Genomic DNA, 25,636 nt, shown 5'->3' on the forward strand with positions numbered 1-25,636 from the left:
CACGGGCCGGCCTGTAAGGGGGCGTGGCACCGGGCTCCCGATACAGCGTCCGTACTGCAGGGTCCGCCAGCGCGCGGCAAAAAAACCTAGGAATAATCAGAACGTTCGATTACCAAGACCCGAGGGGGCAACAGGGAGAGAGCTAACGTGACGCATCAGCCCAGGGTCGACCTGTCGCCCAAGGTTTCAGACGAGGTTCGGCGCACCACCTGCTACATGTGCGCCTGTCGCTGCGGCATCAATGTTCACATGAAAGACGGCAAGGTTGCCTATATCGAAGGCAACCGCGACCACCCGGTCAACAAGGGGGTCCTATGCGCCAAGGGCAGCGCCGGGATCATGCAAGTCAACGCACCCTCGCGGCTGCGCAAACCTTTGCGCCGGGTCGGGCCGCGCGGCTCTGGCGAGTTCCGTGAGATCGAATGGGATGAGGCGATCAGCACTGCCGTTGGCTGGCTGAACGAGCTGCACGAAACCGCACCGCAGAAACTGGCCTTTTTCACCGGGCGCGATCAGAGCCAGAGCTTCACCTCCTTCTGGGCGCAGAACTTTGGGACGCCCAACTATGCAGCCCATGGCGGGTTCTGCTCGGTCAACATGGCCGCAGGCGGTATCTATACGATGGGCGGCGCGTTTTGGGAGTTCGGCCAGCCCGACTGGGACCACACCAAGCTGTTCATGCTGTTCGGCGTGGCCGAAGATCACGACAGCAACCCGATCAAGATGGGCATAGGCAAGATCAAGGCGCGCGGTGCGCGAGTGATCGGGGTGAACCCGATCCGCTCGGGTTACAACGCTGTTGCCGATGATTGGGTCGGGATCACGCCGGGCACTGACGGTCTGTTCATCCTGTCGCTGATCCATGTGCTGATGAAAGCGGGCAAGATCGATCTGGATTACCTCAGCCGCTACACCAACGCTCCGGTTCTGGTGAATGCCGCCGTGGGTCCGGAAAACGGTCTGTTCTTGCGCGACGCCAATGGGAAGCCACTGGTCATCGACCGCGTCACCGGCGAGCCGACAGCTTTCGACAAACCCGGCGTTCGCCCCGACCTGTCGGCCACCTACGAAAAAGACGGCATCACCCACCGTCCGGTCTTCCACCTAATGGCTGAGAAATACCTCAGCGACGATCACGCGCCCGAAGCCGTGGCCGAGCGTTGCGGCATCTCTGCCCAGCGCATCCGCGCTATCGCAGCCGAAATTGCCCGCGTGGCCTTTGACGAGGCCATCGAGCTGGACCACGAATGGACCGATTTCCGGGGTGAGAAACACTCGAAAATGACGGGGCGCCCCGTCAGCTTCCATGCCATGCGCGGTATTTCGGCCCATGCCAACGGGTTCCAGACCTGCCGCGCGCTGCACGTGCTGCAAATCCTTCTGGGCACGGTTGAGGTTCCGGGCGGTTTCCGATTCAAGCCCCCCTATCCCAAACCGGTCGAGGCGCATCCCACTCCGCATGGCGACCGTCGCCCCGGCCGCCCACTGGAGGGTCCGCATCTGGGTTTCCCGCGCGGCCCCGAGGACCTGCTGATCGACGAAAACGGCAATGCCCAGCGCATCGACAAAGCCTTCACCTGGGAAAACCCGATGTCGGCCCACGGGCTTATGCATATGGTGATCTCGAACGCCGCCGCAGGGGATCCCTACAAGATCGACACGTTGTTCATGTATATGGCGAACATGTCGTGGAACTCCTCCATGAACACCAAGGGCGTGATGGAGATGCTGACCGCTCGCAACGAAGACGGCAAATACGTCATCCCCAAGATCATCTATTCCGATGCCTACTCGTCGGAAATGGTCGCCTATGCCGACCTGATCCTACCGGACACCACCTATCTAGAGCGGCACGACTGCATCTCGCTGCTCGACCGCCCGATCTGCGAGGCCGATGCCGCCGCCGACGCCATCCGCTGGCCGGTGATCGAACCCGACCGCGACGTGCGCGGCTTCCAGTCTGTCCTGATCGAACTCGCCAACCGCATGAGCCTGCCGGGTTTCACCAACGAGGACGGCACCCCCAAGTGGAAGGATTACGCCGACTATATCGTCAATCACGAACGCAAGCCGGGCATCGGCCCTCTGGCCGGGTTCCGAGGCGAAAACGGCGACAAGGAAGGGCGCGGCGCGGTCAATCCCGACCAGTTGAACCGCTATATCGAAAATGGCGGCTTCTACGTGGCTCATATCCCGGAAGGCGCGGATTACTACAAACCATGGAATACGGCCTATCAGGATTGGGCCGTGGGGATGGGGATCTATGACAGCCCACAACCCTACCTGTTCCAGCTTTATTCCGAGCCGATGCGCAAGTTCCAACTAGCTGCCGAAGGGCATGGCGACCGCCAGCCCCCCGAACACCTACGCCAGCGCATCAAAGATACGATGGACCCGCTGCCGATCTGGTATGAGACCGACCAGCAGGGCAACGAAGGTTTCACCGTCAATGCGCTAACCCAGCGCCCGATGGCGATGTATCACAGCTGGGGCACCCAGAACGCGTGGCTGCGGCAGATACACGGTCGCAACCCGCTCTACGTGCCAACGAAACTGATGCGGGAACACGGGCTGAGCGATGGCGACTGGGCCAGGGTCAGCTCTCCGCACGGGGAAATCACCGTCCCGGTCATGGAAATGGCCGCGCTGAACGACAACACCGTCTGGACATGGAACGCCATCGGCAAGCGCAAAGGCGCGTGGGCCCTACAAGAGAACGCCCCCGAGGCCACAAAGGGCTTTCTCCTGAATCACCTGATCCACGAATTGCTCCCCCCCAAGGGCGACGGAATGCGGTGGGCCAACTCCGACCCGGTTACGGGGCAGGCCGCATGGTTCGACCTCAAGGTTAAAATCGAAAAAGCCGCCCCCCCATCCGATGCACAAAGCCAACCGGAATTTGCCTCTATCAAATCCCCTGTTGGCACCGGCCCCAAAGACCTCATTTGGAAGGTCGGCGAATGATCCGGATCCGTGCTTCATCTGGCCAAAAATATCCCGGGGGTGAATTGAGCCAAAGGCTCAAGAGGGGGCTGGCCCCCTTCCCTACCTCCCCAGCAGAGGTTCACTGACATGACCCAGCTACCCACATCCACCGAGCGAAAGATGGGTCTGGTTATCGACCTCGACACCTGTGTCGGCTGCCACGCCTGCGTCATTTCCTGCAAAGGCTGGAATACAGAAAACTACGGCGCACCCTTGTCCGATCAGGATGCCTATGGCGGCAACCCCTCGGGCACCTTTCTGAACCGGGTCCACTCTTACGAAGTACAGCCCGAACAGGGACCAGCGCAGCTGATCCATTTTCCAAAATCCTGCCTGCATTGCGAAGACGCGCCCTGCGTGACCGTCTGCCCCACCGGTGCCAGCTACAAACGGGTCGAAGACGGCATCGTGCTGGTCAATGAAAGCGATTGCATCGGGTGTGGCCTCTGCGCCTGGTCCTGCCCCTATGGCGCGCGGGAAATGGATATGGCCGAGGGCGTGATGAAAAAATGCACGCTCTGTGTTGATCGCATCTACAACGAAAACCTGCCCGAAGTAGACCGGGTGCCGTCCTGCGTGCGCACCTGCCCGGCCGGCGCACGGCATTTTGGTGATCTGGGAGACCCGGATAGCGATATCAGCAGACTTGTGGCAGAGCGAGAGGGTATGGACCTGATGCCCGAAATGGGCACAAAGCCCGTCAACAAATACCTGCCCCCACGCCCCAAGGACACCGTTGAAGACCAAATCGACATTCTGGCGCCGTTGCTGACGCCTGTCGCCGAAGAGCCCAAAGGCTTTCTGGGCTGGCTCGACAAGACGCTGGAGAAACTCTGATGCACCCAGCCCCGTCCGTCATCATCTTCACCACTCTTTCCGGTCTCGGTTTTGGCCTTCTGTTCTTTCTTGGCCTTGGGATGCCCGAGGTCACGGGCTGGGTGGCCTTTGTGTTCTTTGCAATTGCCTATGCGCTGGCAGTTGGCGGGCTGTTGGCCTCGACTTTTCACCTCGGGCATCCCGAACGGGCGTGGAAGGCATTCACTCAGTGGAAATCCAGTTGGCTTAGCCGCGAGGGGTGGTGCGCGGTCATTGCTTTGATCGTGATGGGGCTCTATGCCATTGGCTTGGTCTTTTGGGGCGTTCGGTGGAGCCTGCTGGGTTGGCTGGGCGCGCTGTTTTCATTGGCGACAGTCTTTACCACGTCCATGATCTACACACAGCTTAAGACCATCCCACGGTGGAACATGAAGCTGACGCCAGTAATGTTCCTGAGTTTCAGCCTGACCGGCGGGGCCCTTCTGGCGGGGCAGACGCCGATTGCAATGCTGATGCTGCTGATCACAGCGTTAGTACAAATCCTGTATTGGCAGCAGGGCGATAGGGCATTGGCTGCATCCGGCACAACGCTGGGTACGGCGACTGGGCTTGGTCAACGCGGCTCGGTAAGGGCGTTTGAGCCGCCGCATACCGGCACCAACTATCTGCTGCGGGAGTTCGTGCATGTGATCGGCCGCAAACACGCCGAGAAACTGCGGATCATCGCCTTTACACTGGCGTTTGTGCTGCCGCTTGTTCTGATCGCCATACCCATAGACAGTGTCGTGACCAAACACGTTCTGCCGCTTTTGGCGGTGATCTCGCATATGGCCGGGGTGGCTATGTCCAGATGGCTGTTTTTTGCACAGGCAGAACACGTGGTCGGGCTGTATTACGGGAAGCGTTGAAGGGGCTCTGCCCCCGCCGCGGCAAGCCGCGGCTCCCCCGGGATATTTTCAGCCAGATGAAGGACGGATCCTGAAAAAGGGCGCGCCCAACTCGGGTCGCCCTTTTTGTATGTGAACTGGTCTTAGATCAGGCCAGCATGGGCCATTGCAGCGTCAATGGCCGATTTTGTACTGTCTTCGAGCTGTGTCAGAGGAGAACGGACCTCGGAACTGCACAGACCAAGCTTGCTGAGCGCGTATTTTGCGCCGACCAGGCCTGGTTCGATAAAGATAGCCTCGTGAAGTGGCATCAGGCGGTCCTGATATGCCAGCGCTTTGGAATAATCGCCCTCCAGCGTGGCCTGCTGGAACTCGGCACAGAGTTTGGGGGCGACGTTTGCCGTCACCGAGATACAGCCAACACCGCCATGGGCGTTGAACCCCAATGCGGTGGCGTCTTCGCCAGACAATTGGCAGAAATCAGCGCTACAGCTTGCCCGCTGTTGGCTGACGCGGGCCAGATCACCGGTGGCGTCCTTGACCCCAACGATCCGGGGCAGCCGGGCCAGTTCTCCCATGGTGGCAGGTGTCATATCAATCACCGAACGACCCGGAATGTTGTAAATGATGATCGGGATGTCGGCGCATTCGTGCAGAGTCGAGAAATGCTCGATCAGGCCACGCTGGGTCGGTTTGTTGTAATAGGGTGTCACAACAAGCGCCGCCGCCGCGCCGACCTTTTTGGCGAACTGGACAAAGCGCACGGCCTCGACCGTGTTGTTCGATCCGGCGCCAGCAATCACCGGCACACGACCTGCGGCCGCTTTGACGACTTCTTCAACAACCGTTTCATGCTCCTCATGGCTGAGGGTCGGGCTTTCGCCGGTGGTGCCTACGGGCACCAGCCCGGTTGATCCGCACTCGATTTGCCATTCCACAAGGTGTTTGAGCGTATCCAGGTCCAACTCGCCGTTGCTGAACGGGGTGACGAGGGCTGGCATCGAGCCTTTGAACATGGGTCGCGCTCCTTAAGGTGCGGTTGCATTATTTGCGCATCGGTTGCTCACGTTTTTTGGTTTGTGAGTTGATCCCGACGGCGCAAGGTTTATCCTGAATGGCTGTATCCTCGGTTGGTTGGGAAATGCAAGGGATGACACGTGTTCTGGCCTTTTTGGCGGCAGTGATTCTGTTTTCTGGACTGCATGCAAATGCCGCGCGCGCAGACGCGGCCGGTGATTTGCGGGCGGGGTTGGCTGAAATGCGCAAAGGCAACTGGCAACAGGCGCTGAAGGTTTCAGGCACACGTGGATCGGTGTCCCGCGATATCATCGTCTGGCATTGGCTGCGCGAAGGTTTCGGTAGCTCGGGTGATGTGCTGGTGTTTCTGGACCGTCGCCCGGACTGGCCTGGATTGGCCTGGCTGCGGCGCAAAAGTGAGCCTGCGTTTACCGGAGCCGATACCGACCGGGTTCTGAAATTCTATGCCGATACACCACCGCAAACCGCAGAAGGCGCGTTGAACTATGCGGTGGCGCTGTTGGCTGCGGGTCGTCATGGCGAGGCAGAGGCCGATATCGTGACCGCGTGGCGCACCATGCCGATGGGAGCGGGGTTGCAGAAGACCTATCTTGAAAACTTCAGCAAGCTTCTGAAACCACATCATGAGGCGCGTCTGGATCGAATGTTGTGGGATGGTCATCTGGTCAGCGCCGGGCAAATGCTACCGCTGGTCAGTTCGGATTACCGCAAGCTGGCCGAAGCGCGGATCGCGCTGCAAAAACGCCAAAATGGCGTGGATGGCAAGGTCGCGGCAGTGCCGAAATCGATTGCTTCATCTCCGGGGCTAGCCTTTGACCGTTTTGTCTGGCGTGACAGGAAAGAGCTGGATGATAGCGCCATTGACTTGATGCTGTCTCGTTCGACCGGGCCGCAGGCGCTGGGCGAGCCGGACAAGTGGGCTGAAGGCCGCCGCCGTCTGGCCCGGCTTGAAATGCGGGGCGGAAACGCAAACCGGGCCTACCAGATCGCCGCCAACCATCATATGACGCCCGAGATGGGCTATGCCTATGCCGATCTGGAATGGCTCGCCGGGTTTCTGGCTCTGCGCCGCCTGAACGACCCCGACACTGCGATACGGCACTTCCAGAATTTCTCGAGCGCTGTTCAATCTCCGATCTCCAAGGGACGCGGTGGATATTGGCTGGGCCGGGCTTACGCCGCGCAGGGAGACGCGGACAAGGCGTATGAGGCTTATTCCAAGGGCGCGGATCATCAGACCTCGTTTTATGGCCTGCTGGCAGCGGAACGCATCGGCCGCCCCTTTGACAGTGAGCTGGCCAATCCGCGCCGGGCACCGCATTGGAAGCAGGCCGGATTTGCCGACTCCAGCGTTTTGGAAGCTGGATTGTTGCTGCATCGCGCAGGTGAGGACAATCTGGCCGAGCGGTATCTGACCCACCTGGTCGAAAGCCTCGGCCCGGTCGAGGCGGGGCAGCTGGGCGATCTGGCGCTGGAGCTACGAGAGCCCCATCTGGCCGTGATGATCGCCAAACGCGCGGCGACAACCGGGGTCGTACTGCCCGCAGCCTATTATCCGGTGCATCCGGTCGCCGATCTGGGCTTGCCGATGGCCAAAGAGATGACTCTGGCGATTGCCCGGCGGGAAAGCGAGTTTGACCCGGTTGTCATCAGCGGCGCAGGCGCGCGCGGATTGATGCAGGTGATGCCAGCCACGGCCAAACTGGTTGCCGGTGAGCTGGGTATCCTTGGAGGGCACAAGACGGGTCGTCTGACTTCGGACTGGCAGTATAACGCCAAGCTGGGGGCGAACTATCTGGCCGGGCTGGCCGAAGATTTCAACGGCAATGTCGTAATGATGGCGGCGGGCTACAATGCCGGACCACGCCGTCCGATCTCATGGATGGATCGCTTTGGCGACCCGCGCCGGGGTGAGGTCGACGTAGTCGACTGGATCGAGACTATTCCATTCAGCGAGACCCGCAACTACGTCATGCGCGTCGCCGAAAGCCTGCCGGTCTACCGCGCACGGTTGGGCAAACCCGCTTTGCCGGTCCCGTTTTCTCAGGAACTGATCGGCTCAACCCTGTCGTCTTTCGCGCCATAGGGTGAACAGGCCCGCCGCCACAACCAGCGCTGCGCCCGCAACAACCTCGGGGCGCAGGGTTTCGCCAAAGATCGAAATCCCCACGATGGCGCTCCAGACAAGATGAAAATAGGCAAAGGGCTGAACCGAGCTGGCCTCGGCCATTTCATAGCATTTGATCAATAGCCAATGGCCCAGCACACCTCCGATGCACAACAGCAGCATCCAGAACCAGTCGCTGCCGGCCATGGGCTCCCAGAACCAGATTCCAACGCAGGTCGTTGCCGCGGCCCCGGCGATACCGGTCCAGAAGAAGCTGGTGGCCGTGCTGTCCTTGCGGGCGGCAAAACGGGTCAACAGCCCGTACACCGCGAACATCAGCGCGGCAATCAACGGGATGATGGCCCATGGGTTGAAGACACCCACACCCGGTTGCAGGATGATCAAAACGCCAACGCATCCGACCCCAATAGCCGACCATCTGCGCCAGCCAACCTTCTCGCCAAGGATCGGTCCGCTGAGCGCTGCCACCAGCAAAGGATAACAGATGAATACAGCCATGCTGTCGATCAGGCCTAGGATCGTAAAGCTGAATACGGCCACGCAGATTTCAGCGGCCAACAGCAGACCTCGTAGAATCTGAAGCCCCAACTGGCTGGTTTGTGTTGCCGCCTTAAGTCCGCCCGGCGCCCGCGCAGCCAATGCGACAACAAAGGCGGCAAAGAACCAATACCGGATCATGACCACCATGTAGGTGTTGTACGTCCCCGCCAGATGGCGTGAGATTCCATCCTGCAAGGCGAACACAATCGTTGCCCCGATCATCAACGCGATACCGGCGCGCGTATTGTTTTGCTGCGTCATGCCAGAACGGCCCGGGTCATATGACGCTTGCGGCCGTAGCCGGGCGCTCGGGTTACCTCGAAGCCTGCGCTCTCCAACCCGCGGCGGACAAATCCTGCGGCAGTATATGTCGCGGCCGTACCCTGCAGTGCGGTATGATCCGCAACCTGCTGCATTAGGTCGGCGCCCCACAGTTCGGGGTTCTTGGCCGGTGAAAACCCATCCAGAAACCACGCATCCGCTTGCCCGTGCCAATGCGGCAATCTGGTGCGGGCATCCCCTTCGATGACCTCAAGATGCAAGGTTCCCAGGTCGCAGAACCCACCCTGCCAGACCGACAGGAAACGGTCAGCCCATTGACTAAGCTTGGGAAAGGCGGCCAAGGCCCGCGCCATATCGGTCGCAGCCATCGGGAACGCCTCGAAACTGGTGAAGGTCAGTGGTGACGTCTGCCCGGATTTCTCCCATTCTGACCAGGCGGTTAGCATGTTCAGGCCAGTGCCAAAACCAAGCTCGGCAATGTGAAAGCCGGGGGCGAACCGCGCGGGCAGATCATTACCGGCCAGAAACACATGGCGCGTTTCCTCCAACCCGTTCTGTAACGAGAAATAGGGATCGTCAAAACGATCCGAGACCGGGATCTGATCGTCCCGCCAGGTCAGTTTGGCGCGCTGGTCTGCCATCGGGTTATCCTGTAGCTAAGCGGCGCGACACTGAACAAGGAAATGGGGTTTTGCAATGGCCGATGTGACGGTGCGAGGTGCGGGAATCTTTGGCCTGTCCATCGCCTGGACCTGCGCAAGGCGGGGCGCGAAAGTGCAAGTCATCGATCCCTTCGGTCCCGGGACCGGGTCCAGCGGCGGGCTGGTTGGGGCGCTGGCGCCGCATGTGCCGGAAAACTGGAACGCTAAAAAGGCGTTTCAATTCGACAGCCTGATCATGGCGGAACCGTTTTGGACGCAGGTCGAGGCAACGGGCGGCGTATCCCCCGGTTATGCCCGGCTGGGGCGCGTGCAACCCATCCCTGATGAACGGGGGCTGGACTTGGCCCGCGCTCGTGCCGATACGGCCAGCGAACTGTGGCAGGGTCGCGCCATGTGGCAAGTGTTGCCGGTCGATGAGGTCGGCGCGTGGTGCCCGCCCAGCCCAACCGGGTTCGTGATCCACGACACCCTGACGGCCCGCATGCACCCGCGCCGGGCCTGCGCGGCGCTGGTCTCGGCCCTGGCTGTGATGGGGGTTGAGGTTGTGCCCGAGGCTCCTGATGCCGGGCAGGTGATTCATGCAACCGGGCTGGCCGGGTTGCAGGAGCTTAGCCAAGCCTTCGGCAAGACGGTCGGCAACGGTGTGAAAGGTCAGGCTGCCTTGCTGCGGTTCGATGCGGGTCCGGTGCCTCAACTGTTTGCCGACGCAATCCATATCGTGCCACACGCAGATGGCACTCTGGCAATTGGATCGACCTCGGAGCGGGAATATGACGATCCTTCCAGCACGGATACCGCGCTTGACGATGTAATCGAACGGGCCACCCGAGCCGTTCCCGTATTGCACGGGGCCGAGGTGATCGAACGCTGGGCCGGGGTCCGCCCGCGCAGCAAAAGCCGCGCACCGATGCTGGGCACGCATCCATTGCACGAGGGGCATTTCATTGCCAATGGCGGGTTCAAGATCGGCTTTGGCATGGCCCCGAAAGTGGCCGAAGTGATGGCCGATCTGGTGCTGGACGGGCGCGACACAATTCCCACGGATTTCCGGCCCGAGGCGTCACTCTGACACGGCGACCGCCTGCATGCATTGCCGTCCGTCCGGGCCACGCACCCACAGGTCCGATCCGTTCCGGCACAGGGTCGCGGTTTCGAAATGCATCAGGGCCGACGACGCACGAAAGGAAAACTGTGCCAAAGGCCCGATCAGGTCTTCGGCCAGCAGCATCAGATGCTGTGCCAATAGCGGGCCATGTACCACAAGGCCACCGTAGCCTTCAACATCACGTGCGTAGTCGAGGTCATAATGGATGCGGTGGCCATTGAAGGTCAGTGCGGAATAGCGAAACAGGAACGTGCTGTCGAACCGGGCCTCGCGCCGGTCCGTTTCATCGGTCCGGGCAATGGTTGGCGTTGGTGTTGGCACCTGTGGTGAAGGGTCCTGTCTATAAACCAAATCCTGCCACTCCGTCAGGCACAACACGCCTTTCTGCCAGAACTCATGACGCAAAGTGACAAAGGCCAGCGGGCCACTACGCCCGGTCTTGGGGATCGCGGCCTCACACATGGATCGCCGTTCCGCCGGGACGCCAGCTATCAGAGGCGTGTGGAACTGCAATCGACCCCCGGCCCACATCCGGCGTGGCAACCCCATATCGGGGATCAGCCTCTGCCCCACCAGCGGATGCCCGTCGCGCCCCAGCCCTTTGGGCGGCTGAGGTGACCAAAAATAGAGCTGGTGGAAAAACGGCGGCAAGGCCGCGCCGTTTTCAATCGTCGCCACCTGCCCCATCGCCACCTGAAACGCGGCAGCACGGGCCGGGTCCATCATGTCACTTTGGGTTTCCACCTGCGTCATTCCGGCAGCCTAAGACCGGCGAAGGCCCCGTACAACCACACCTTAGTGACCGGAGGCCGTACGCAGTTTTTGCATCAAGGTTTGCAACGAACTCTCATACCTTTCACTGGACAACCGGCCCTGATCGTCGAACTCGTTCGAGCTGTTTGCCAGATGAATCTCTGGCCCCTGCAAAATGCGTGGCTGAAACGGCACCATATAGGACCGCAGCACCATCTGTGCCCGCTCACCTCCGGCGCGCCCTGCTGCTGCCGACATGACGGCCACAGGTTTATCCATCCACGGGCGCCCCTCCGTCCGGCTGACCCAGTCCAGCGCATTTTTCAACACGCCGGACGGCCCCTTGTTGTATTCCGGGGTCGAGATGATCACAGCATGGGCCTGCGCAATCTGATCCGCCAGTTTCTGAACCTTTTCAGGAATACCCTCGCCATCCTCAAGATCGCCGTCGTAAAGGGGCAGGTTCAGGTCCGCCTCAATGTAAGTGCCGGGATCAAACAGCCGCGCTGCCTCGCGCAGCAGTTTCCGGTTGGTGGCGTTTTCGCGCAACGAGCCCGACAGGGCCAGCAGGATGGGTTCGGACATACAGGATAACTCCGTCATTCAGATCTGGGGTAATTTACCAAAATCAAAGACATACCATAGCCCATGTGACGCGCAGTCAATGTGCAAAAAAAAGAGGCCGCACAAGGCGGCCTATGTTCTTTAAATCAAGCGTCCGGATCAGGCGTTGCCGCTGGGCACAATCACGATTTCCACCCGGCGGTTCTGCGCCTTGCCTGCTGCTGTCAGGTTCGAAGCAATAGGATTGTTCTCACCCTGGCCAACCGTCGTGATGCGCGAATAGCTGACACCATTCGCCTGAAGGATATCGGCCACTGCATTGGCGCGACGTTCCGAAAGGCCAAAGTTGTAGGACGCATCGCCGTCACTGTCGGTATGACCGATGATCTGAACGTTGGAATTGGGATAGTTCACAAGGTTCTGCCCAACCTTCACCAGATCAGCCCGCAGCGCCGGACGCACTGTCGAGCTGTCAGTGTCGAACGTGATGTCATTCGGCACGGTCACGATCAGACGGTCTCCGGCATTCACAATCGTAATACCATCATTGGCCAGTTGCTGACGCAGCTCTGCGGCCTGCTTGTCCAATTGGTTACCGATCAGCCCGCCACCGGCCGCACCGATCGCACCACCGGCTAATGCGCCCAACAGCGGGTCAGAGTCATTCGCGATCGCGCCAACACCAGCCCCGATCAAACCGCCCAGCAACGCGCCTTGCTTGGTGTTCTGGTTGGGATCACTTGGAACGCTCAAAGTGCCGGGGTCCGTACAGGCACCCAGAAACAAAGCCGAACACAGTCCGACCGTCAGGAAACTCTTGGAAATGGTCATTAAATCACCTTCTGCTCCATAACCCGTTCACCGGGTTTCGTTGGTTTGCACCAGTATAGCATGCGACCCGAGCGGAGGCTCAAGCAACAAATCGGTGAAATCGGCGATTACCCGCCGTTCGCGTTCAGAAATCAGCCGACACACGGAATTTCATTGCCATGCCTCCCTCGGGATTTTTCAGGCGCAATTCCTCGGAATGCAGCATCAGCCGGGGATATTCTCGCGCCGCACCTTCAGCATAAAACGGATCGCCCAGGATCGGATGGCCCAGCGCCTGCATATGGACGCGCAACTGATGTGACCGACCGGTTTTCGGGAACAATCGCACGCGCGTCGTGTCCCCTTCGTACTTGACCACACGCCAATCCGTTACAGCTGGCTTGCCTGTTTCGTGGCAGACTTTCTGCAGAGGGCGGTTCGGCCAATCGACGACCAGGGGCAGGTCCACAGTCCCGCTTTTTTGGTTAAGCCGCCCCCAGACACGGGCAACGTAAATCTTGCGGGTCTGACGTTTTTCGAACTGCATGCTCAGATGTCTTTGCGCATGCGGGCTATGGGCAAAAACCATGACACCCGATGTATCCCGATCCAGCCGATGTACCAGCAAGGCCTGCGGAAACGCCGCCTGAACACGGGTCAGCAGACAATCGGCCAAGTGCTCACCTCGACCCGGTACAGACAACAAACCCGACGGTTTATTCACAGCGATCAGTTGCGCATCTTCGTGCAGCACATCCAGAGGCGTCTGCGGGGGATCATAAGTTTCGCTCATGCGGGCCTGCCTATCCCAGCACGCGCCCTCCCGCAACGTCGCCCTTGCCTGCCTGCGCCGGTTCCGCAACTCTGACACCAACAGAACGGAGGCCCTATGCACCCGACAATCAAACACATGCAGGATGCGGTCGCCACGGGCGACGAAAACCTGATCCATGCGCTGCTGGCAGAAGATGTTCGCTTCCTTCCGCCGACTTACTACAAAACCTGGACCGGGCGTGCCGCCGTTGCAGCCGTATTGGGGCATGTGGCGCAGGTGTTTTCGGATTTTCGCTACCGTCGCATTATGGGCGAAGGAAACGACTGGGCGCTGGAATTTCAATGCAGGGTCGGTGATCTGGACGCAATTGGTGTCGACTTGATCACCTTGAACAACGACGGGCTGATTCAAGAGTTCGAAGTGGCCATGCGCCCTTACAAAACGATCGGAGCACTCCGCGAGACGATGATGGCGCGGATCATGACGGATGCGCGGTTCCTCGAGTTCAAAGACGCCCTGAGTTGACCATGCCCGCCCCGATTGCAGCCGATCAGGTGATACGGATTCCGTTGCTGCCAATCTTGGCGGTTCAGGGCCTGTCGGTGCGCCGCAACGCATTGTCGTTGCCAGAGCCCACGGGCCCGCGCGAAGGACGCGCCGGACGGGGGCCGCGCCTGCGGCTGCTGATCACCGGCGACAGCTCTGCCGCCGGTGTGGGTGCCGGCACCCAAGCGCAGGCCCTGTCCGGGCATCTGGTCGCCAAACTGGCCAAACACAATACTGTCGAATGGCGGCTGGAGGCGACGACAGGCCACACCACACAAGACACGATCCAGCGCCTCGCGCGTTTGGACGATAAGTTTGACGCGGTTGTAACCGCTTTGGGTGTGAATGATGTAACCCGCGGCGTAACGCTAAAGCAGTTTTCGGATCGGCAGACCCGTTTATTGTCCTATCTCACAGGGCCGTTAAGCGCGCGCAGGGTTGTGGTTACGGCCGTACCGCAAATGAACCTGTTTCCGGCCTTGCCGCAACCTCTGGCCTGGGTGCTGGGGCGGCAGGCGCAGCGGTTGAACCATGGGCTGCAACAGGTCGTGGGGGCATTCCCGCAAGCCAAGTATCTGACACTGGACCTTCCGGATGACCCAGCGCTTGCCGCACCGGATGGATATCACCCCAGCCCCAAAGCCTATGCTCTTTGGGCGCAACAAGCGGCCCACCTGCTTCAGGCCTGAGCGCGGGTCTTCCGGATCATCGGGACCGAGTACACCACCAGCGCCGCCCAAATCAGCGGAAAGGCAAACATGCGGCCACGGTCGATCTGCTCTCCGAATATCGCGATTGCCGTGATGAAGATCATGGTTGGTGCGATGTATTGCAGAATGCCCATTGTGGACAGGCGTACAAGCTTCGCCCCGTTGGCATAGATCAGCAGCGGCACCGCCGTCACAACACCTGCGCCGACCAACAGTATAGTGTCCGACAGGGTTCCACCGAAATGCCCCGCCCCTTGCGCGCTAAGCCAGCCCATATAGATCAGGGCCGGAACCAACAGGATCAGAACTTCCAACAGAAACCCTTGATTTGGCCCGATTGGAAGCGAACGCTTGCAAAAGGCGTAAAATCCCCAGCTGACCATCAGCGCCAGCGCCACCCAAGGCAGGCGCCCTGCCTCGAGCACCAATACCAGAACGCCCAACGCAGCAAGACCGACGGCCATCAATTGCGTGCGGTTCAACGGCTCTCGCAGCAAAACCGCGCCCAAAGCGATGCTGAACAATGGATTGATGTAATAGCCAAGTGCCGCATCCAGAGCGTTGCCACTGCCGATCGCCCAAACAAAAACCGCCCAGTTGAACGAAATCAGCGCTGCCGTCAGACAGGCCATGCCCAACATTTTTGGGCTTCGCACTGCTGCCCGCAAATCCCCCGTTCGCCCGAGCGCGATCAGCAGCAGCCCGGCCACTGGCACGGACCAGACAACTCGATGGGCCACAACCTCAACTGGGTTTATATGGGCAACCACCTTCAGATAGAGTGGCACAAACCCCCAAAGCACATAGGCTGTCACAGCCAAAACCAGACCTGTTGGAGTGTCTGCATTCTGAGACTCGTTGGTGATTTCCTCCATGACAGGTCTCCGACTGATACCCATTTTCTTTAGGGCAATTCATCAGGCCTTGGAAACTGCGAAAACGTGAACACCTGCATCATGATCCGTGATGGTTCGCAAACTCGCTCCCTGGCGCAGGCGGCGGGCGAGCGATGCGAGGCTCTGCCTCGCGCTCCGGGATATTTGGGGCCAGATGAAGTACGGATCCCCTGCTTCATCTGGCTATAAATATCCCGGGGGAGTCGCGGTTTGCCGCGGCGGGGGCAGCGCCCCCTTTGTAGCAAAAGGTCAGGCTTTGACCCGCTCGGCTTTGGGGTCGTACATTGGTTTCAGCGATGCTTGCGCCCTGACCTTTGCGCCACAGACATCGATTTCATAGGTCGATGCCAATACGTCAGCCGCCTTTTCGCCCTCGCAGGGCACATAGCCCATGCCGATGGCGCCGCCCAAAGTATGGCCATAGTTTCCCGAACTGAGATACCCAACATATTCACCGTCCCGAACAATAGGTTCGTTGTGGAACAGCAAAGGTTCAGGGTCGGTCAGCTTGAACTGCACCAGACGGTTTTGAGGCCCGTTTTCTTTTCGCTCAATCACTGCGGCGCGCCCGATGAAATCAGGGCCTTTGTCCACTTTCACTGCAAAGCCCAACCCTGCATCCACGACATGGTCTTCACACGTGATGTCGTGGCCAAAATGGCGGAAGCCTTTTTCGATGCGGCAGCTGTCCATCATATGCATACCGCAGAGTTTCAGCCCCATGTCCTGCCCGGCCTCGTGCAGAGTTTCAAACACATGCCCCGCCATATCGGCAGAGACATAAATCTCCCACCCCAGCTCGCCCACATATGTCACACGATGCGCACGGGCCAGGCCCATGCCGATTTCGATCTGCTGCGCAGTACCGAACGGGTTGGTCGCGTTCGAGAAATCGTTGGGTGAGACCTTTTCAAGCAGCTTGCGGGAGTTTGGCCCCATGACGGCCAGAACACCTTCACCCGCGGTGACATCGGTGATGACCACGTTGAAGTTGCCCGCGTGGCGCATCATCCAGGTCTGGTCGGCCAGGCGGGTCGCCGCAGGGGTGACAACCAGATAGGCTGTCTCGGTCAGGCGGGTGACAGTCACGTCAGCCTCGATCCCTCCGGCACGGTTCAGGAACTGGGTGTAAACGATCTTGCCGTTGGGCACTGAATAATCACCGCCGCCGATATAGTTCATGAACTTCTCGGCATCGGGGCCTTCGACGCGGATTTTCCCGAAAGAGGACATATCGTACATGCCCACATTCTCGCGCACAGCCTTATGCTCGGCTGCTGCGTTTTCGAACCAGTTCTGACGTTTCCAGCTATATTCGTATTCTCGCTTTTGCCCTTCGACTGCGAACCAGTTGGCGCGTTCCCAACCGGCCAATTCGCCGAAAACCGCGCCGTGCTCCTTCATCTGATAGTGGAACGGCGTCCGGCGTACACCGCGCGCGGTCGCCTTTTGACGATAGGGGAAATGGTCGGCGTAAAGCAGGCCCAATGTTTCCTTTGACCGTTCGAACAGATACGTCTTGTTGCCCTGAAACGGCTGCATCCTGCTGATGTCCACATCGCCCAGATCAAACGGTTTTTCGCCGGTATCCATCCACTCGGCCAGCGCCATGCCGGCACCGCCCGCGGATTGAATACCGATTGAGTTAAAGCCCGCAGCGACCCAGACATTGTCCGTCTCGGGCGCAAGGCCCAAGTGGTATGCGTCATCGGGTGTAAAGCTCTCTGGCCCGTTGAAGAAGGTATGAATCCCGGCCTCGGCCAGCATGGGCATCCGACTACAGGCCGCTTCCAGGATCGGCTCGAAGTGATCGAAATCCTCGGGCAGTTGATCGAACTCAAAACTGTCAGGAATACCACCCGCCGCCCAGGGTTTTGCGTTCGGTTCGAATGCGCCCAGCAGAATCTTTCCCGCGTCTTCCTTGTAATAGGCGCATTCGTCCGGCACGCGCAGGACGGGCAGTTGAGTCAGCCCTTCGATGCTTTCCGTGACGATGTAAAAGTGTTCGCAGGCGTGCAGCGGAACGTTGACACCTGCCATGCGCCCGACTTCGTGCCCCCACATGCCCGCGCAGTTCACGATCATGTCGCATTCAATATGACCCGAGGCGCTGCCGTCATCGGCAACCCAATCGACACCCGTAACCGAGCGACCCTGTTTGGCGATGCTTGCAACTTTGACGCGCTCTTTCACGATAGCGCCGCGTTGGCGGGCGCCCTTGGCCAAAGCCAGCGCAATATTGGCCGGGTCCCCCTGACCATCCAGCGGCAGGTACACGGCCCCTTTTACCCCTTCAATGTTCAGATGAGGATACAGCTCTTGCACGCGTTCATTCGAAATCTCCTCAACTTCGACCCCAAAAGCGCGGGCCATCGCCGCCTGGCGATATATCTCCTCTTTGCGATCTTCGGTCAGCGCCACGGTGATCGAGCCACAGCGTTTGAACCCGGTGGCAACACCGGTTTCTTCCTCGAGTGCGCCATAGAGCTCCTGACTGTATTTTGCCAGTTTGGTCATGTTGGCCGTTGCCCGTAACTGAGCGATCAGACCGGCAGCATGCCATGTGGTGCCGCTGGTTAGCTGTTTCCGCTCCAGCAGCACGACATCCTTCCAGCCTTTCTTGGTCAGATGGTAGGCAACGGAACATCCGATCACGCCGCCGCCGATGATGACCACGCGCGCCTTTGTGGGAAGGTCAACCATGATGATGTCTCCGAGAATTTGAGTTGTTCATGTCTTGTTCAAACGATCCTGTGCCCGGCATCCCGCAGATGTCGGGCAAGGGTTTCGATATGATCTGGCCCGACTTCGCAACAGCCGCCAACGATGGTGGCCCCTTGCGAAACCCAGCCCATTGCGTGTTCGGCATAGGCGTCGGGTCCAAGATCATGGCGCTGTTGCAACGCGTCGACTGTCGGGGCGTCTTTCAGGAAGCCTTCCGAGATTTCCGTGAACCCATTCGCGTAAGCCCCAAACGGCAGGTCGAAATTCGACAATATCTTAAGCGCGGCGGGAATTGCCTCGGGCCTGGCGCAATTGATCAGCAGGGCATCAGGTGCAAACCTGTCGATCAGAGGCGCGATATCGCTGACCTGCTCGCCAGAGCGCAGGCGGGTTCCGTCGTGGTCCATGACTGTCAACGCCAGCCAGACCGGTTTGCCACAGCCATTTGTGCCACGCAGAACGCCCTCGGCCTCTTGCACCGATGACACGGTCTCGATCAGAAAAAGATCGATCCGGTCTGCCATCAGGTCGACCAGTTCCTTGAACTTCCGGGCCGCATCGTCCGGGTCGGGGTTCAGGTCAGGTCGATACGTCGCCAGCAGCGGGCCAAGCGAACCGGCAATACGTCCGCCACTGCCTCGCCGTGCGTTTTCGGCCTGTGACACGGCGGCATCAATCAAGGCAGGCAATTGATCCGCGATCCCGACCCGTTCCAGCCGTGATCGATGAACGGCGTAAGTGTTTGTTGTTGCAATCGTTGCGCCACGCGCGAAATAGTCGGCATGCACCGCGCCGACCAACTCGGGCTGGTCGATCATCACCCGTGTCGACCAGAGCGGTGTCGGAGTTTCGCCGCTGCGCTTGACCAGTTCTTGCCCGATGGACCCGTCCAGAAGTGTGATGTGAGCCATGCCGCATGCGCCTCAGGGGATCAGGACCAGCTTTCCCGGCAGCGCCTTGGATTGGAAATCCTCTTGCGCGCGGGCGATATCTTTTAGCGGATAAGTCTTTGATATCAGCGGCTTGATACGGCCAGCATTCATCATCTCGACAAGGCGGCCAAAGACGTCAAAGGCCTGATGGGTGCAGCCATGTATGGTGATGTCACGTAAATAGATGTCACGCAGGTCGGCGTTTACAATCGGACCCGCGATGGCACCTGCCACGGCGATATGCCCGCCGGGTTTCAAGGCCAGTATCAGATCAGGCCAGGCCGGACCGCCCACAACATCAATCACCACATCAAACATATCCGTTGGCAGCGGCGCGTTCCGATCGAACGTTGCGGTTGCGCCCTGCCCTTTGACAACCTCGGCCTTGGCGGCACCGGTGACACCCCACACAGCTGCACCCCGCAGTGCGGCCAACTCGACCGCAGCCAGCCCCACACCGCCGGAGGCGCCAGTGATCAGCACCTTCTGGCCCGAAGTGACCCCGGCCCGGGCAAGCATGTTTTCTGCGGTTCCAAACGCGCAAGGAATGGCTGCAATTTCCAGATCGGAAAGCGGCGATTCAGTCACGTCATAAAGATCGCCAGCCTCAACAAGGCAATATTGTGCGAATGCTCCGTCGCATTCGGACCCCAATACGATAAAACCTGACGGGTGACCGGGACGCGGACGCGGCAGGTTTATCGGGCAGGTCACACGCTGTCCCGGCTTGAAACCGGTCTCCGTACCGGTGACTTCAACAATCCCACACAGGTCGCCCCCTTGAATGCGTGGAAATTGCAGCGCTCCGCCCCAACCACCAGCCTCGACGTCCTGATCGACCGAGTCCGTCGCACCGGTGACCTCTGAGGAATACCAGCCAATCCGCGTATTGATGTCAGTGTTATTTATTCCAGCCGCCGCTACGCGTACCAGAACCTGACCGGGTCCTGGGGTTGGCACGGGAATATTGTCACGCCATTCCAGCGCCTCCGGTCCCCCGTGACCGGTCAAGTAAACGCCGGACATGTGTTGTGGTATTGTCATAACGCACCCTCAATCATCTGGATGTGCGGGCACGGGGCCCATGGGGACGATGTCGTAACGGGCATTGAGAGTCGCCATTTTGGCCTCATCCGCGAAATCCGTTTCAGACATTGTCGCGAGCTCTGCGAGAAACCCGTCAAACCCGGAAGGCTGAAAGATCATCAGCATTTTAGCCGCGGTATCGTCCGCGACCCGGCAGGCATGTGGAACCCCCGGTGGCACGTGCATTGTTGTGCCGGGCGTGCACCGATGCCAATCACCATCGACATAGAAATCCACTGCGCCTTCAAGGAAATAGAAGGTCTCGGCATGGCTGTCATGCCGGTGAAGGCCAAGCGCGAAACTGGCTTTGAGGTTGTCCTCCATCAGCGTGTAGGCACCATCAGTGTCCTGACCGGATACCTTGACGAAGGTATGGTCATTTTCCCAGTCATAGTTCGGACCTTTACCCGGTCCGAGCATGGCGTAGCGCTTGGTCATGCGGTCCTCCTTTGGCCGTCAGGCGCGCAACCGCTCGTTTGCGGGATCCCAGAGCGGTTGATCTTCCTGTACCACAGCGCGGCATTTCTCGCCGTAGATTTCAACCTCAAGCTCGGTGCCCGGGGCGGCCAGATCGGCGCGTACCATGCCCAGCGCGACCGAGGCGTTGATACGATAGCCCCAGGCACCCGAGGTGGTTTCACCCACAATCTCATCCCCGCTCCAAAGGCAGGACATATACGGTGCGTCACAATCCTTGGCTTCGACCAGCATCGTAACAAATCTCTTTTGCACGCCCTGCTGTTTTTCATTCTGGATAGCCGCTTTGCCCGGAAAATCCTGCGGCTTGTCCAGTTTGACAAAGCGATCCAGACCCCCCTCAAGCAGCGAGTAATCGGTCGACAAATCACCCTTCCAAGCGCGGTAGCCTTTCTCGATACGCAGTGAATTGAGCGCATACATACCGAACGGTTTAGCCCCGGCATCGACAATTGCCTCGTAAATCGAGGGCATGTGTTCGTTCAGGGCGTGAACCTCCCACCCCAATTCGCCCGCGAAAGAAACGCGGATAAGATAGGCGGGTTGCCCGGCAACCGTCGCCGACTGATGCGTCAGCCAACCGGTGGACAGATCGGCATCGGTCAGGCCCGCAAGAATCTCGCGCGACTTGGGCCCCGTGACGATCAGCGTGTCGCGGGTGGTGGTTACATCTTTGACAGTGACACCTGCAGGCATGGCCCGCATCAGGATATCCCGGTCGTGCCACTGCGCCGTCGCGGCGGTGATCATGACAAATTCGTCCTCACCCAGCCGCAGGCAGGACATTTCGGTCAGGATACGACCACGTTCATCAGCAATGTAGACCAGATTGATACGACCCACCTTTGGCAATCCGCCAGTGATCAGGCCGCGCAGGGCCTCGGCAGCGCCGTCACCTTCGACCATAAAGCGCGAGAAGCCCGGCAAGTCCAGCACACCGCAATGATCGCGGACGGCTTCGCATTCCTCTTTGATCCGTTGCTCCCACGGGCCAGAGCGGCCCCAGGTGTGGGTGCTTTCTTCGGTCACGTCGTCGCCGGGTTGCGCGAACCAGTTGGCACGCTCCCACCCGTTATAGACGCCCATGACACCGCCCAGTTCCTTGACCTTGGCATGAACCGGAGACAGTTTCTTGTCCCGCGCGGCGGGCCATTCGTGATGGGGGAAGTGCATGGCATATTCATTGCCGTAGACCTCCATGCCCTTCCGATTGCAGTAGTCCTGATCGGTGTAGTCGGTGTAACGGCGAGGATCGACCGCCCACATATCCCATTCGGTTGCGCCGTCCACGATCCATTCGGCCAACACCTTGCCAGCCCCACCGCCCTGCGCGATGCCAAAGGTGAATACACAAGCCTCAAACGCGTTTTTCACGCCTGGCATCGGGCCAATCAGCGGCAGACCATCCGGCGCGTATGGGATAGGTCCGTTGATGACGCGAGAAACACCTGACGTTCCCATCAGCGGTACGCGCTCCATCGCGTCGGTCACGATGTCTTCGATCCGGTCAAGGTCGTCATTCCACAGCTGGAAACTGAAATCATCCGGCATCTGGTCATCGTCAGTCATCCAGTGGCCCTTGCAGTTGGGCTCATACGGGCCGAGGTTGAAGCCGTGCTTTTCCTGCCGCAGATAATAGGACACATCCACATCGCGCAGCAGAGGCAGTTTTTGTCCGGTTTCTTTGGTCCATGCCTCGATTTCGGGGATCTCTTCGGACAGCAGATACTGATGGCTCATGACCATCATCGGCACAGTGCGCCCGCCGTATGGTTTGAACCATTCCCCGACGCGCTGAGCATAGTAACCGGCTGCGTTCACAACATAATCGCAGTCGATATCACCTTTTTCCGTGCTGACGGTCCAGCTTCCATCATCATGCTGGGTCACCCCGGTTGCCGGAGTGAAGCGCAGAATCTTTGCGCCCATGTCGCGGGCACCCTTGGCCAGCGCCTGTGTCAGCTGCGCCGGGTCGATGTCGCCATCGGTTGGATCATATAGAACGCCCTCAAGATCGTGCGTTTCAAGGAATGGATACCGCTCTTTTGCTTGCTCGGGTGTCCACATCTCCATCTCGATGCCCTGATAGCGGCCCATGGCGCGGGCGCGTTCGAACTCCTGAACACGTTCTTTCGAATGCGCCAGACGGATCGAGCCGGTCTGGTGGTAGTTCATCGGATAGTCGACCTCGTCCCCCAGGCGCGCATACAGCTCGGTCGAATAGCGCTGCATATTCATGATCGCCCAAGAGGTCGAAAAGGTCGGCACATTGCCCGCTGCATGCCAGGTTGAACCTGCAGTCAGTTCGTTCTTTTCCAGCAGAACGCAGTCGGTCCAGCCCTTCTTGGCCAGATGGTACAGTGAGGAAATCCCCACCACACCGCCACCGATGATGACCACGCGGGCTTTCGTTGGAAAATCACTCATGTCGTTTGATCCCTGTTATTGTGCCTCTTGAGGCAGGTCGTCTGAGATGTCGTAGTAGTCACCCTTGTCAGCGACAAAGATGTGTTTCGAGAGTTTCAGGCCGGTGGGTTCATCCAACGCGCCCATCGAGATTGAAATCGTGTCCTCGCCATTGTGCTGCCAGAACAGGAACGAGCCGCATTGGCTGCAAAACCCGCGCCGGGCAATGTCCGAAGCGCGGAACCATTTGAGCGTGTCGCTGGCGGTGAAGGTCAGGTTGTCTTGGTGGGTCGAAGTTGAAGACCAGACATGACCCGATTGCCTGCGGCATTGGCCGCAATGGCAGGCCGACGGCGGCGACAACTCGCCATCAATCGAGAATGCAACCGAACCACAGAGGCAGGACCCCGTTTTCATTTGATTACCCCCTTGCCGTGGGCGTGCTACTGGTTCCCAGCAAAACGCCATAGATGATGAAGCAGGCGGCCATCACACGGCGCACCCAAGTGCTGAACACCGCGCTTAAGGCGGCGCCACCCATCAAGGCCCCCAGTAAGGTGAACCCGGTATAACTGAGCGTTGTTATGATCAGCGCCGTGGGCATGATGACGGTCATCTGCTGCCAGATCGGTACCCCGGGCTGCACGAATTGCGAAAACGCAGCCAGATATCCTGCAACACTTTTGGGGTTGATCGTGGCGACAGCCAAAGCATGCAGATAAACGTGTCGCGCAGGGCGTTCGGATGTGGGCGCTGGCCTGGCCGCATTTATCCAACCGCGAACGCCAAGCCAGATCAGAAATCCCGCGCCGATGAGCTTAGCTATGAAGAACATGGTCTCCGACGCTGCGATCAGCGCCGTCACCCCCAGCGCCGACAGGATCAGAAATGCACTGGCTTGCGTCAGGATCGCAGCCACGCCCAACATCGCCTTGGCAAACGGCAGGCTCATCCCATTCGAGATACAGTTAACTGCATTCGGCCCCGGCGTGGTCACGAAGACCACCCAGAACAGCGCGAATATGGTCCAGGCCTCGAAACTCATCAGTACACCGGCGGGGCGATGACCCAGATGGCAACGGCAGGCTCATCATAGGGGTTAGCCCATTGGAAAGACTCATGTCGTATCCGGAAACTGTCGCCCGGACCGATCGTGAACTGCCGGGATCCGATGATCAGATCCAGTCGGCCCGAGATCAGGTAGCCCACTTCCTGCGTCGACCGGTTAGCTGGTGTCTGCATCCGCGAATGAGGCTTAAAGGTGGAATGCACCATCTCGAAATCATCGGTCAGATCAGGGGACAACAACTCTTCTATAAGTCCTTCGTCGCCCGACCCCATCGGGCGGCGCGATCCGGCCCGCACGATATACCCTTGTTCATCTGCCGGAGCTGCCGAATGCGCAAACAGCATCGACATCGGCACACCCAGACATTGCGCAATCTCCCGCAGGTCCGAGATCGAGGGCTCGGACATGTCCCGCTCAACCTGACTAAGCCACCCAACGGACCGATCAAGCCGCGTTGCAATCTCGGTCAGCGTCATACCTCGCGCCTTTCGCAAGGCGCGCAGGTCCGCTCCGAGTGTCGCACTTTGGGGGGCTTGGCTGTTCACCGGCCGCTCCGAATCTTGTGAAATTTTCTTCCTGTTTTTCACGATGGGCGATTCTCGTGAAATTTCCAAGCATTTTTTCATTTGCAGCCCTGCGTGCGCCTGACTAAGCATGCCGTATGTGGATTGCAGTGATCTATCTGTGGGCGATCAACGCCCTGACCTTATTGGCTTTTGGATGGGACAAGGCCCGTGCCCGACGGCGGAGAAGACGAATACCCGAACGCCGCTTATTGTGGCTGGCAGCACTTGGCGGCAGCCCCGGCGCGCTGCTGGGGCGGTGGATGTTCAAGCATAAAACCAGAAAACGTGGGTTTTCGGTTTGGTTGATGTGCATCTTCGGAGCGCAGGCATTTACCTGTCTCACGGTATTGCAGAACGGGGCACTAATCCTGAATCAGTGAACGGCCGTCTCGGCAAAGACCTGAGCCAGTATGTGTTGAAGACACGCCGCATCGTTTTCATCAAACGCATCCGGCTGATCGCTATCGATATCAAACACCGCGATCACCTCTCCGTCCGCGTTGCGGACTGGCAGAACCAGTTCAGACCGGGTGGAAGATGCGCAGGCGATATGGCCCGGGAAAGCGTCTACATCGGCGACAAGCTGAACCTCTCCGGTCCGGGCAGCAGCGCCGCAGACGCCGCGCTCGAACGGGATGACAAGACAGCCATGACCGCCCTGATACGGGCCGATTTTCAACAGGCCGGGTTCGGTCACGCGATAAAACCCGGTCCAGTCAAAACGATCGTCCGAATGATGCACCTCGCAAGCCACCGTCGCCATCAGCGCGATCTGGTCGGTTTCGCCTTCGGTCAGGGCGGCGATGGTTTTGGCAAGCGTTTCGTAGTCTACGGTCATTTCACTGCGCTTCCAGGTTAGGCAAACGGGGGCGCTGCCCC

Annotated in this window: 25 protein-coding genes; 8 read left to right on the forward strand and 17 right to left on the reverse strand. The window is 59.4% G+C overall.

What is annotated here, in order from left to right:
* The first annotated feature begins 147 nt into the window (after positions 1–147).
* From ACP0GE_RS09000 to ACP0GE_RS09010, 3 genes are all read left to right on the forward strand, one after another.
* On the forward strand, positions 148–2,964 hold the full coding sequence (locus ACP0GE_RS09000; protein WP_424831614.1) for a molybdopterin oxidoreductase family protein: 2,817 nt from the start codon (positions 148–150) through the stop codon (positions 2,962–2,964).
* 108 nt (positions 2,965–3,072) lie between these two features.
* Positions 3,073–3,822, forward strand: a complete 750-nt coding sequence (locus tag ACP0GE_RS09005; RefSeq protein WP_424831615.1) for a 4Fe-4S dicluster domain-containing protein — start codon at positions 3,073–3,075, stop codon at positions 3,820–3,822.
* Positions 3,822–4,709: a dimethyl sulfoxide reductase anchor subunit family protein gene (locus ACP0GE_RS09010; protein ID WP_424831616.1), complete on the forward strand. Its 888-nt coding sequence runs from the start codon at positions 3,822–3,824 to the stop codon at positions 4,707–4,709. Before ACP0GE_RS09005 ends, ACP0GE_RS09010 begins: the two co-directional genes overlap by 1 nt.
* A 122-nt stretch (positions 4,710–4,831) precedes the next feature.
* Here ACP0GE_RS09010 and dapA read toward each other — a convergent pair whose 3' ends face one another.
* On the reverse strand, positions 4,832–5,704 hold the full coding sequence (gene dapA / locus ACP0GE_RS09015; protein WP_424831617.1) for a 4-hydroxy-tetrahydrodipicolinate synthase: 873 nt from the start codon (positions 5,702–5,704) through the stop codon (positions 4,832–4,834).
* A gap of 134 nt (positions 5,705–5,838) precedes the next feature.
* Between dapA and ACP0GE_RS09020 the strand changes: the two genes are divergently transcribed.
* Positions 5,839–7,812: a transglycosylase SLT domain-containing protein gene (locus ACP0GE_RS09020; protein WP_424833828.1), complete on the forward strand. Its 1,974-nt coding sequence runs from the start codon at positions 5,839–5,841 to the stop codon at positions 7,810–7,812.
* Here the strand turns inward: ACP0GE_RS09020 and ACP0GE_RS09025 are convergent.
* Both ACP0GE_RS09025 and mnmD read right to left on the reverse strand, forming a co-directional pair.
* The gene (locus ACP0GE_RS09025; protein WP_424831618.1) at positions 7,786–8,655 is read right to left on the reverse strand and encodes a DMT family transporter; all 870 of its coding nucleotides are present in this window, start codon (positions 8,653–8,655) and stop codon (positions 7,786–7,788) included. The two genes, ACP0GE_RS09020 and ACP0GE_RS09025, sit on opposite strands and share 27 nt — an antisense overlap.
* Positions 8,652–9,317 carry a tRNA (5-methylaminomethyl-2-thiouridine)(34)-methyltransferase MnmD gene (gene mnmD / locus ACP0GE_RS09030; protein ID WP_424831619.1) on the reverse strand — a complete coding sequence of 222 codons (666 nt, stop codon included), beginning with the start codon at positions 9,315–9,317 and terminating at the stop codon, positions 8,652–8,654. Before mnmD ends, ACP0GE_RS09025 begins: the two co-directional genes overlap by 4 nt.
* Before the next feature lie 55 nt (positions 9,318–9,372).
* Here mnmD and ACP0GE_RS09035 point away from each other — a divergent pair, with 55 nt between their 5' ends.
* Complete coding sequence (locus ACP0GE_RS09035) at positions 9,373–10,407, forward strand: NAD(P)/FAD-dependent oxidoreductase (RefSeq protein ID WP_424831620.1); 1,035 nt, start codon at positions 9,373–9,375, stop codon at positions 10,405–10,407.
* Here ACP0GE_RS09035 and ACP0GE_RS09040 read toward each other — a convergent pair.
* From ACP0GE_RS09040 to ACP0GE_RS09055, 4 genes are all read right to left on the reverse strand, one after another.
* Complete coding sequence (locus ACP0GE_RS09040) at positions 10,399–11,196, reverse strand: acyl dehydratase (protein WP_424831621.1); 798 nt, start codon at positions 11,194–11,196, stop codon at positions 10,399–10,401. The genes ACP0GE_RS09035 and ACP0GE_RS09040 overlap by 9 nt on opposite strands.
* 42 nt (positions 11,197–11,238) lie before the next feature.
* A complete protein-coding gene (locus ACP0GE_RS09045) occupies positions 11,239–11,781 on the reverse strand; it encodes an NADPH-dependent FMN reductase (protein ID WP_424831622.1) in 543 nt (180 codons plus the stop codon).
* Positions 11,782–11,919: 138 nt separating this feature from the next.
* On the reverse strand, positions 11,920–12,591 hold the full coding sequence (locus tag ACP0GE_RS09050) for an OmpA family protein (RefSeq protein ID WP_424831623.1): 672 nt from the start codon (positions 12,589–12,591) through the stop codon (positions 11,920–11,922).
* Positions 12,592–12,715: 124 nt separating this feature from the next.
* Positions 12,716–13,363: an RluA family pseudouridine synthase gene (locus tag ACP0GE_RS09055; RefSeq protein WP_424831624.1), complete on the reverse strand. Its 648-nt coding sequence runs from the start codon at positions 13,361–13,363 to the stop codon at positions 12,716–12,718.
* Between the two features lie 96 nt (positions 13,364–13,459).
* Between ACP0GE_RS09055 and ACP0GE_RS09060 the strand changes: the two genes are divergently transcribed.
* Positions 13,460–13,870 (forward strand): nuclear transport factor 2 family protein, encoded by a 411-nt coding sequence (locus tag ACP0GE_RS09060; protein WP_424831625.1) that lies wholly within the window; start codon positions 13,460–13,462, stop codon positions 13,868–13,870.
* 2 nt (positions 13,871–13,872) lie between these two features.
* Positions 13,873–14,580, forward strand: a complete 708-nt coding sequence (locus tag ACP0GE_RS09065) for an SGNH/GDSL hydrolase family protein (protein WP_424831626.1) — start codon at positions 13,873–13,875, stop codon at positions 14,578–14,580.
* Here ACP0GE_RS09065 and rarD read toward each other — a convergent pair.
* The 9 genes from rarD to ACP0GE_RS09110 all read right to left on the reverse strand — a co-directional run bounded on the left by rarD (position 14,571) and on the right by ACP0GE_RS09110 (position 24,736).
* A complete protein-coding gene (gene rarD / locus ACP0GE_RS09070; RefSeq protein ID WP_424831627.1) occupies positions 14,571–15,476 on the reverse strand; it encodes an EamA family transporter RarD in 906 nt (301 codons plus the stop codon). The two genes, ACP0GE_RS09065 and rarD, sit on opposite strands and share 10 nt — an antisense overlap.
* 270 nt (positions 15,477–15,746) lie before the next feature.
* The gene (locus ACP0GE_RS09075; protein ID WP_424831628.1) at positions 15,747–18,200 is read right to left on the reverse strand and encodes a GcvT family protein; all 2,454 of its coding nucleotides are present in this window, start codon (positions 18,198–18,200) and stop codon (positions 15,747–15,749) included.
* Between the two features lie 38 nt (positions 18,201–18,238).
* Positions 18,239–19,132 carry a homocysteine S-methyltransferase family protein gene (locus ACP0GE_RS09080; protein WP_424831629.1) on the reverse strand — a complete coding sequence of 298 codons (894 nt, stop codon included), beginning with the start codon at positions 19,130–19,132 and terminating at the stop codon, positions 18,239–18,241.
* Positions 19,133–19,144: 12 nt separating this feature from the next.
* On the reverse strand, positions 19,145–20,197 hold the full coding sequence (locus ACP0GE_RS09085; RefSeq protein WP_424831630.1) for an alcohol dehydrogenase family protein: 1,053 nt from the start codon (positions 20,195–20,197) through the stop codon (positions 19,145–19,147).
* A 9-nt stretch (positions 20,198–20,206) separates the two neighbouring features.
* On the reverse strand, positions 20,207–20,677 hold the full coding sequence (locus ACP0GE_RS09090; RefSeq protein ID WP_424831631.1) for a cupin domain-containing protein: 471 nt from the start codon (positions 20,675–20,677) through the stop codon (positions 20,207–20,209).
* 18 nt (positions 20,678–20,695) lie between these two features.
* The gene (locus tag ACP0GE_RS09095) at positions 20,696–23,143 is read right to left on the reverse strand and encodes a GcvT family protein (protein WP_424831632.1); all 2,448 of its coding nucleotides are present in this window, start codon (positions 23,141–23,143) and stop codon (positions 20,696–20,698) included.
* 15 nt (positions 23,144–23,158) lie between these two features.
* Positions 23,159–23,539 (reverse strand): GFA family protein, encoded by a 381-nt coding sequence (locus ACP0GE_RS09100; protein ID WP_424831633.1) that lies wholly within the window; start codon positions 23,537–23,539, stop codon positions 23,159–23,161.
* Positions 23,540–23,543: 4 nt separating this feature from the next.
* The gene (locus tag ACP0GE_RS09105; RefSeq protein ID WP_424831634.1) at positions 23,544–24,167 is read right to left on the reverse strand and encodes a LysE family translocator; all 624 of its coding nucleotides are present in this window, start codon (positions 24,165–24,167) and stop codon (positions 23,544–23,546) included.
* A complete protein-coding gene (locus ACP0GE_RS09110; RefSeq protein ID WP_424831635.1) occupies positions 24,167–24,736 on the reverse strand; it encodes a helix-turn-helix domain-containing protein in 570 nt (189 codons plus the stop codon). The genes ACP0GE_RS09105 and ACP0GE_RS09110 overlap by 1 nt, the downstream gene beginning before the upstream one ends.
* 128 nt (positions 24,737–24,864) lie before the next feature.
* Between ACP0GE_RS09110 and ACP0GE_RS09115 the strand changes: the two genes are divergently transcribed.
* Positions 24,865–25,137: a DUF1294 domain-containing protein gene (locus ACP0GE_RS09115; protein ID WP_424831636.1), complete on the forward strand. Its 273-nt coding sequence runs from the start codon at positions 24,865–24,867 to the stop codon at positions 25,135–25,137.
* On the opposite strand, the gene ACP0GE_RS09120 is transcribed toward ACP0GE_RS09115, so the two are convergent.
* Positions 25,131–25,595 carry a GAF domain-containing protein gene (locus ACP0GE_RS09120; RefSeq protein WP_424831637.1) on the reverse strand — a complete coding sequence of 155 codons (465 nt, stop codon included), beginning with the start codon at positions 25,593–25,595 and terminating at the stop codon, positions 25,131–25,133. The genes ACP0GE_RS09115 and ACP0GE_RS09120 overlap by 7 nt on opposite strands.
* Positions 25,596–25,636: the final 41 nt, after the last annotated feature.

Origin of the sequence: Ruegeria sp., from assembly GCF_965243365.1 — a bacterium.
Taxonomy (GTDB): Bacteria; Pseudomonadota; Alphaproteobacteria; order Rhodobacterales; family Rhodobacteraceae; genus Ruegeria.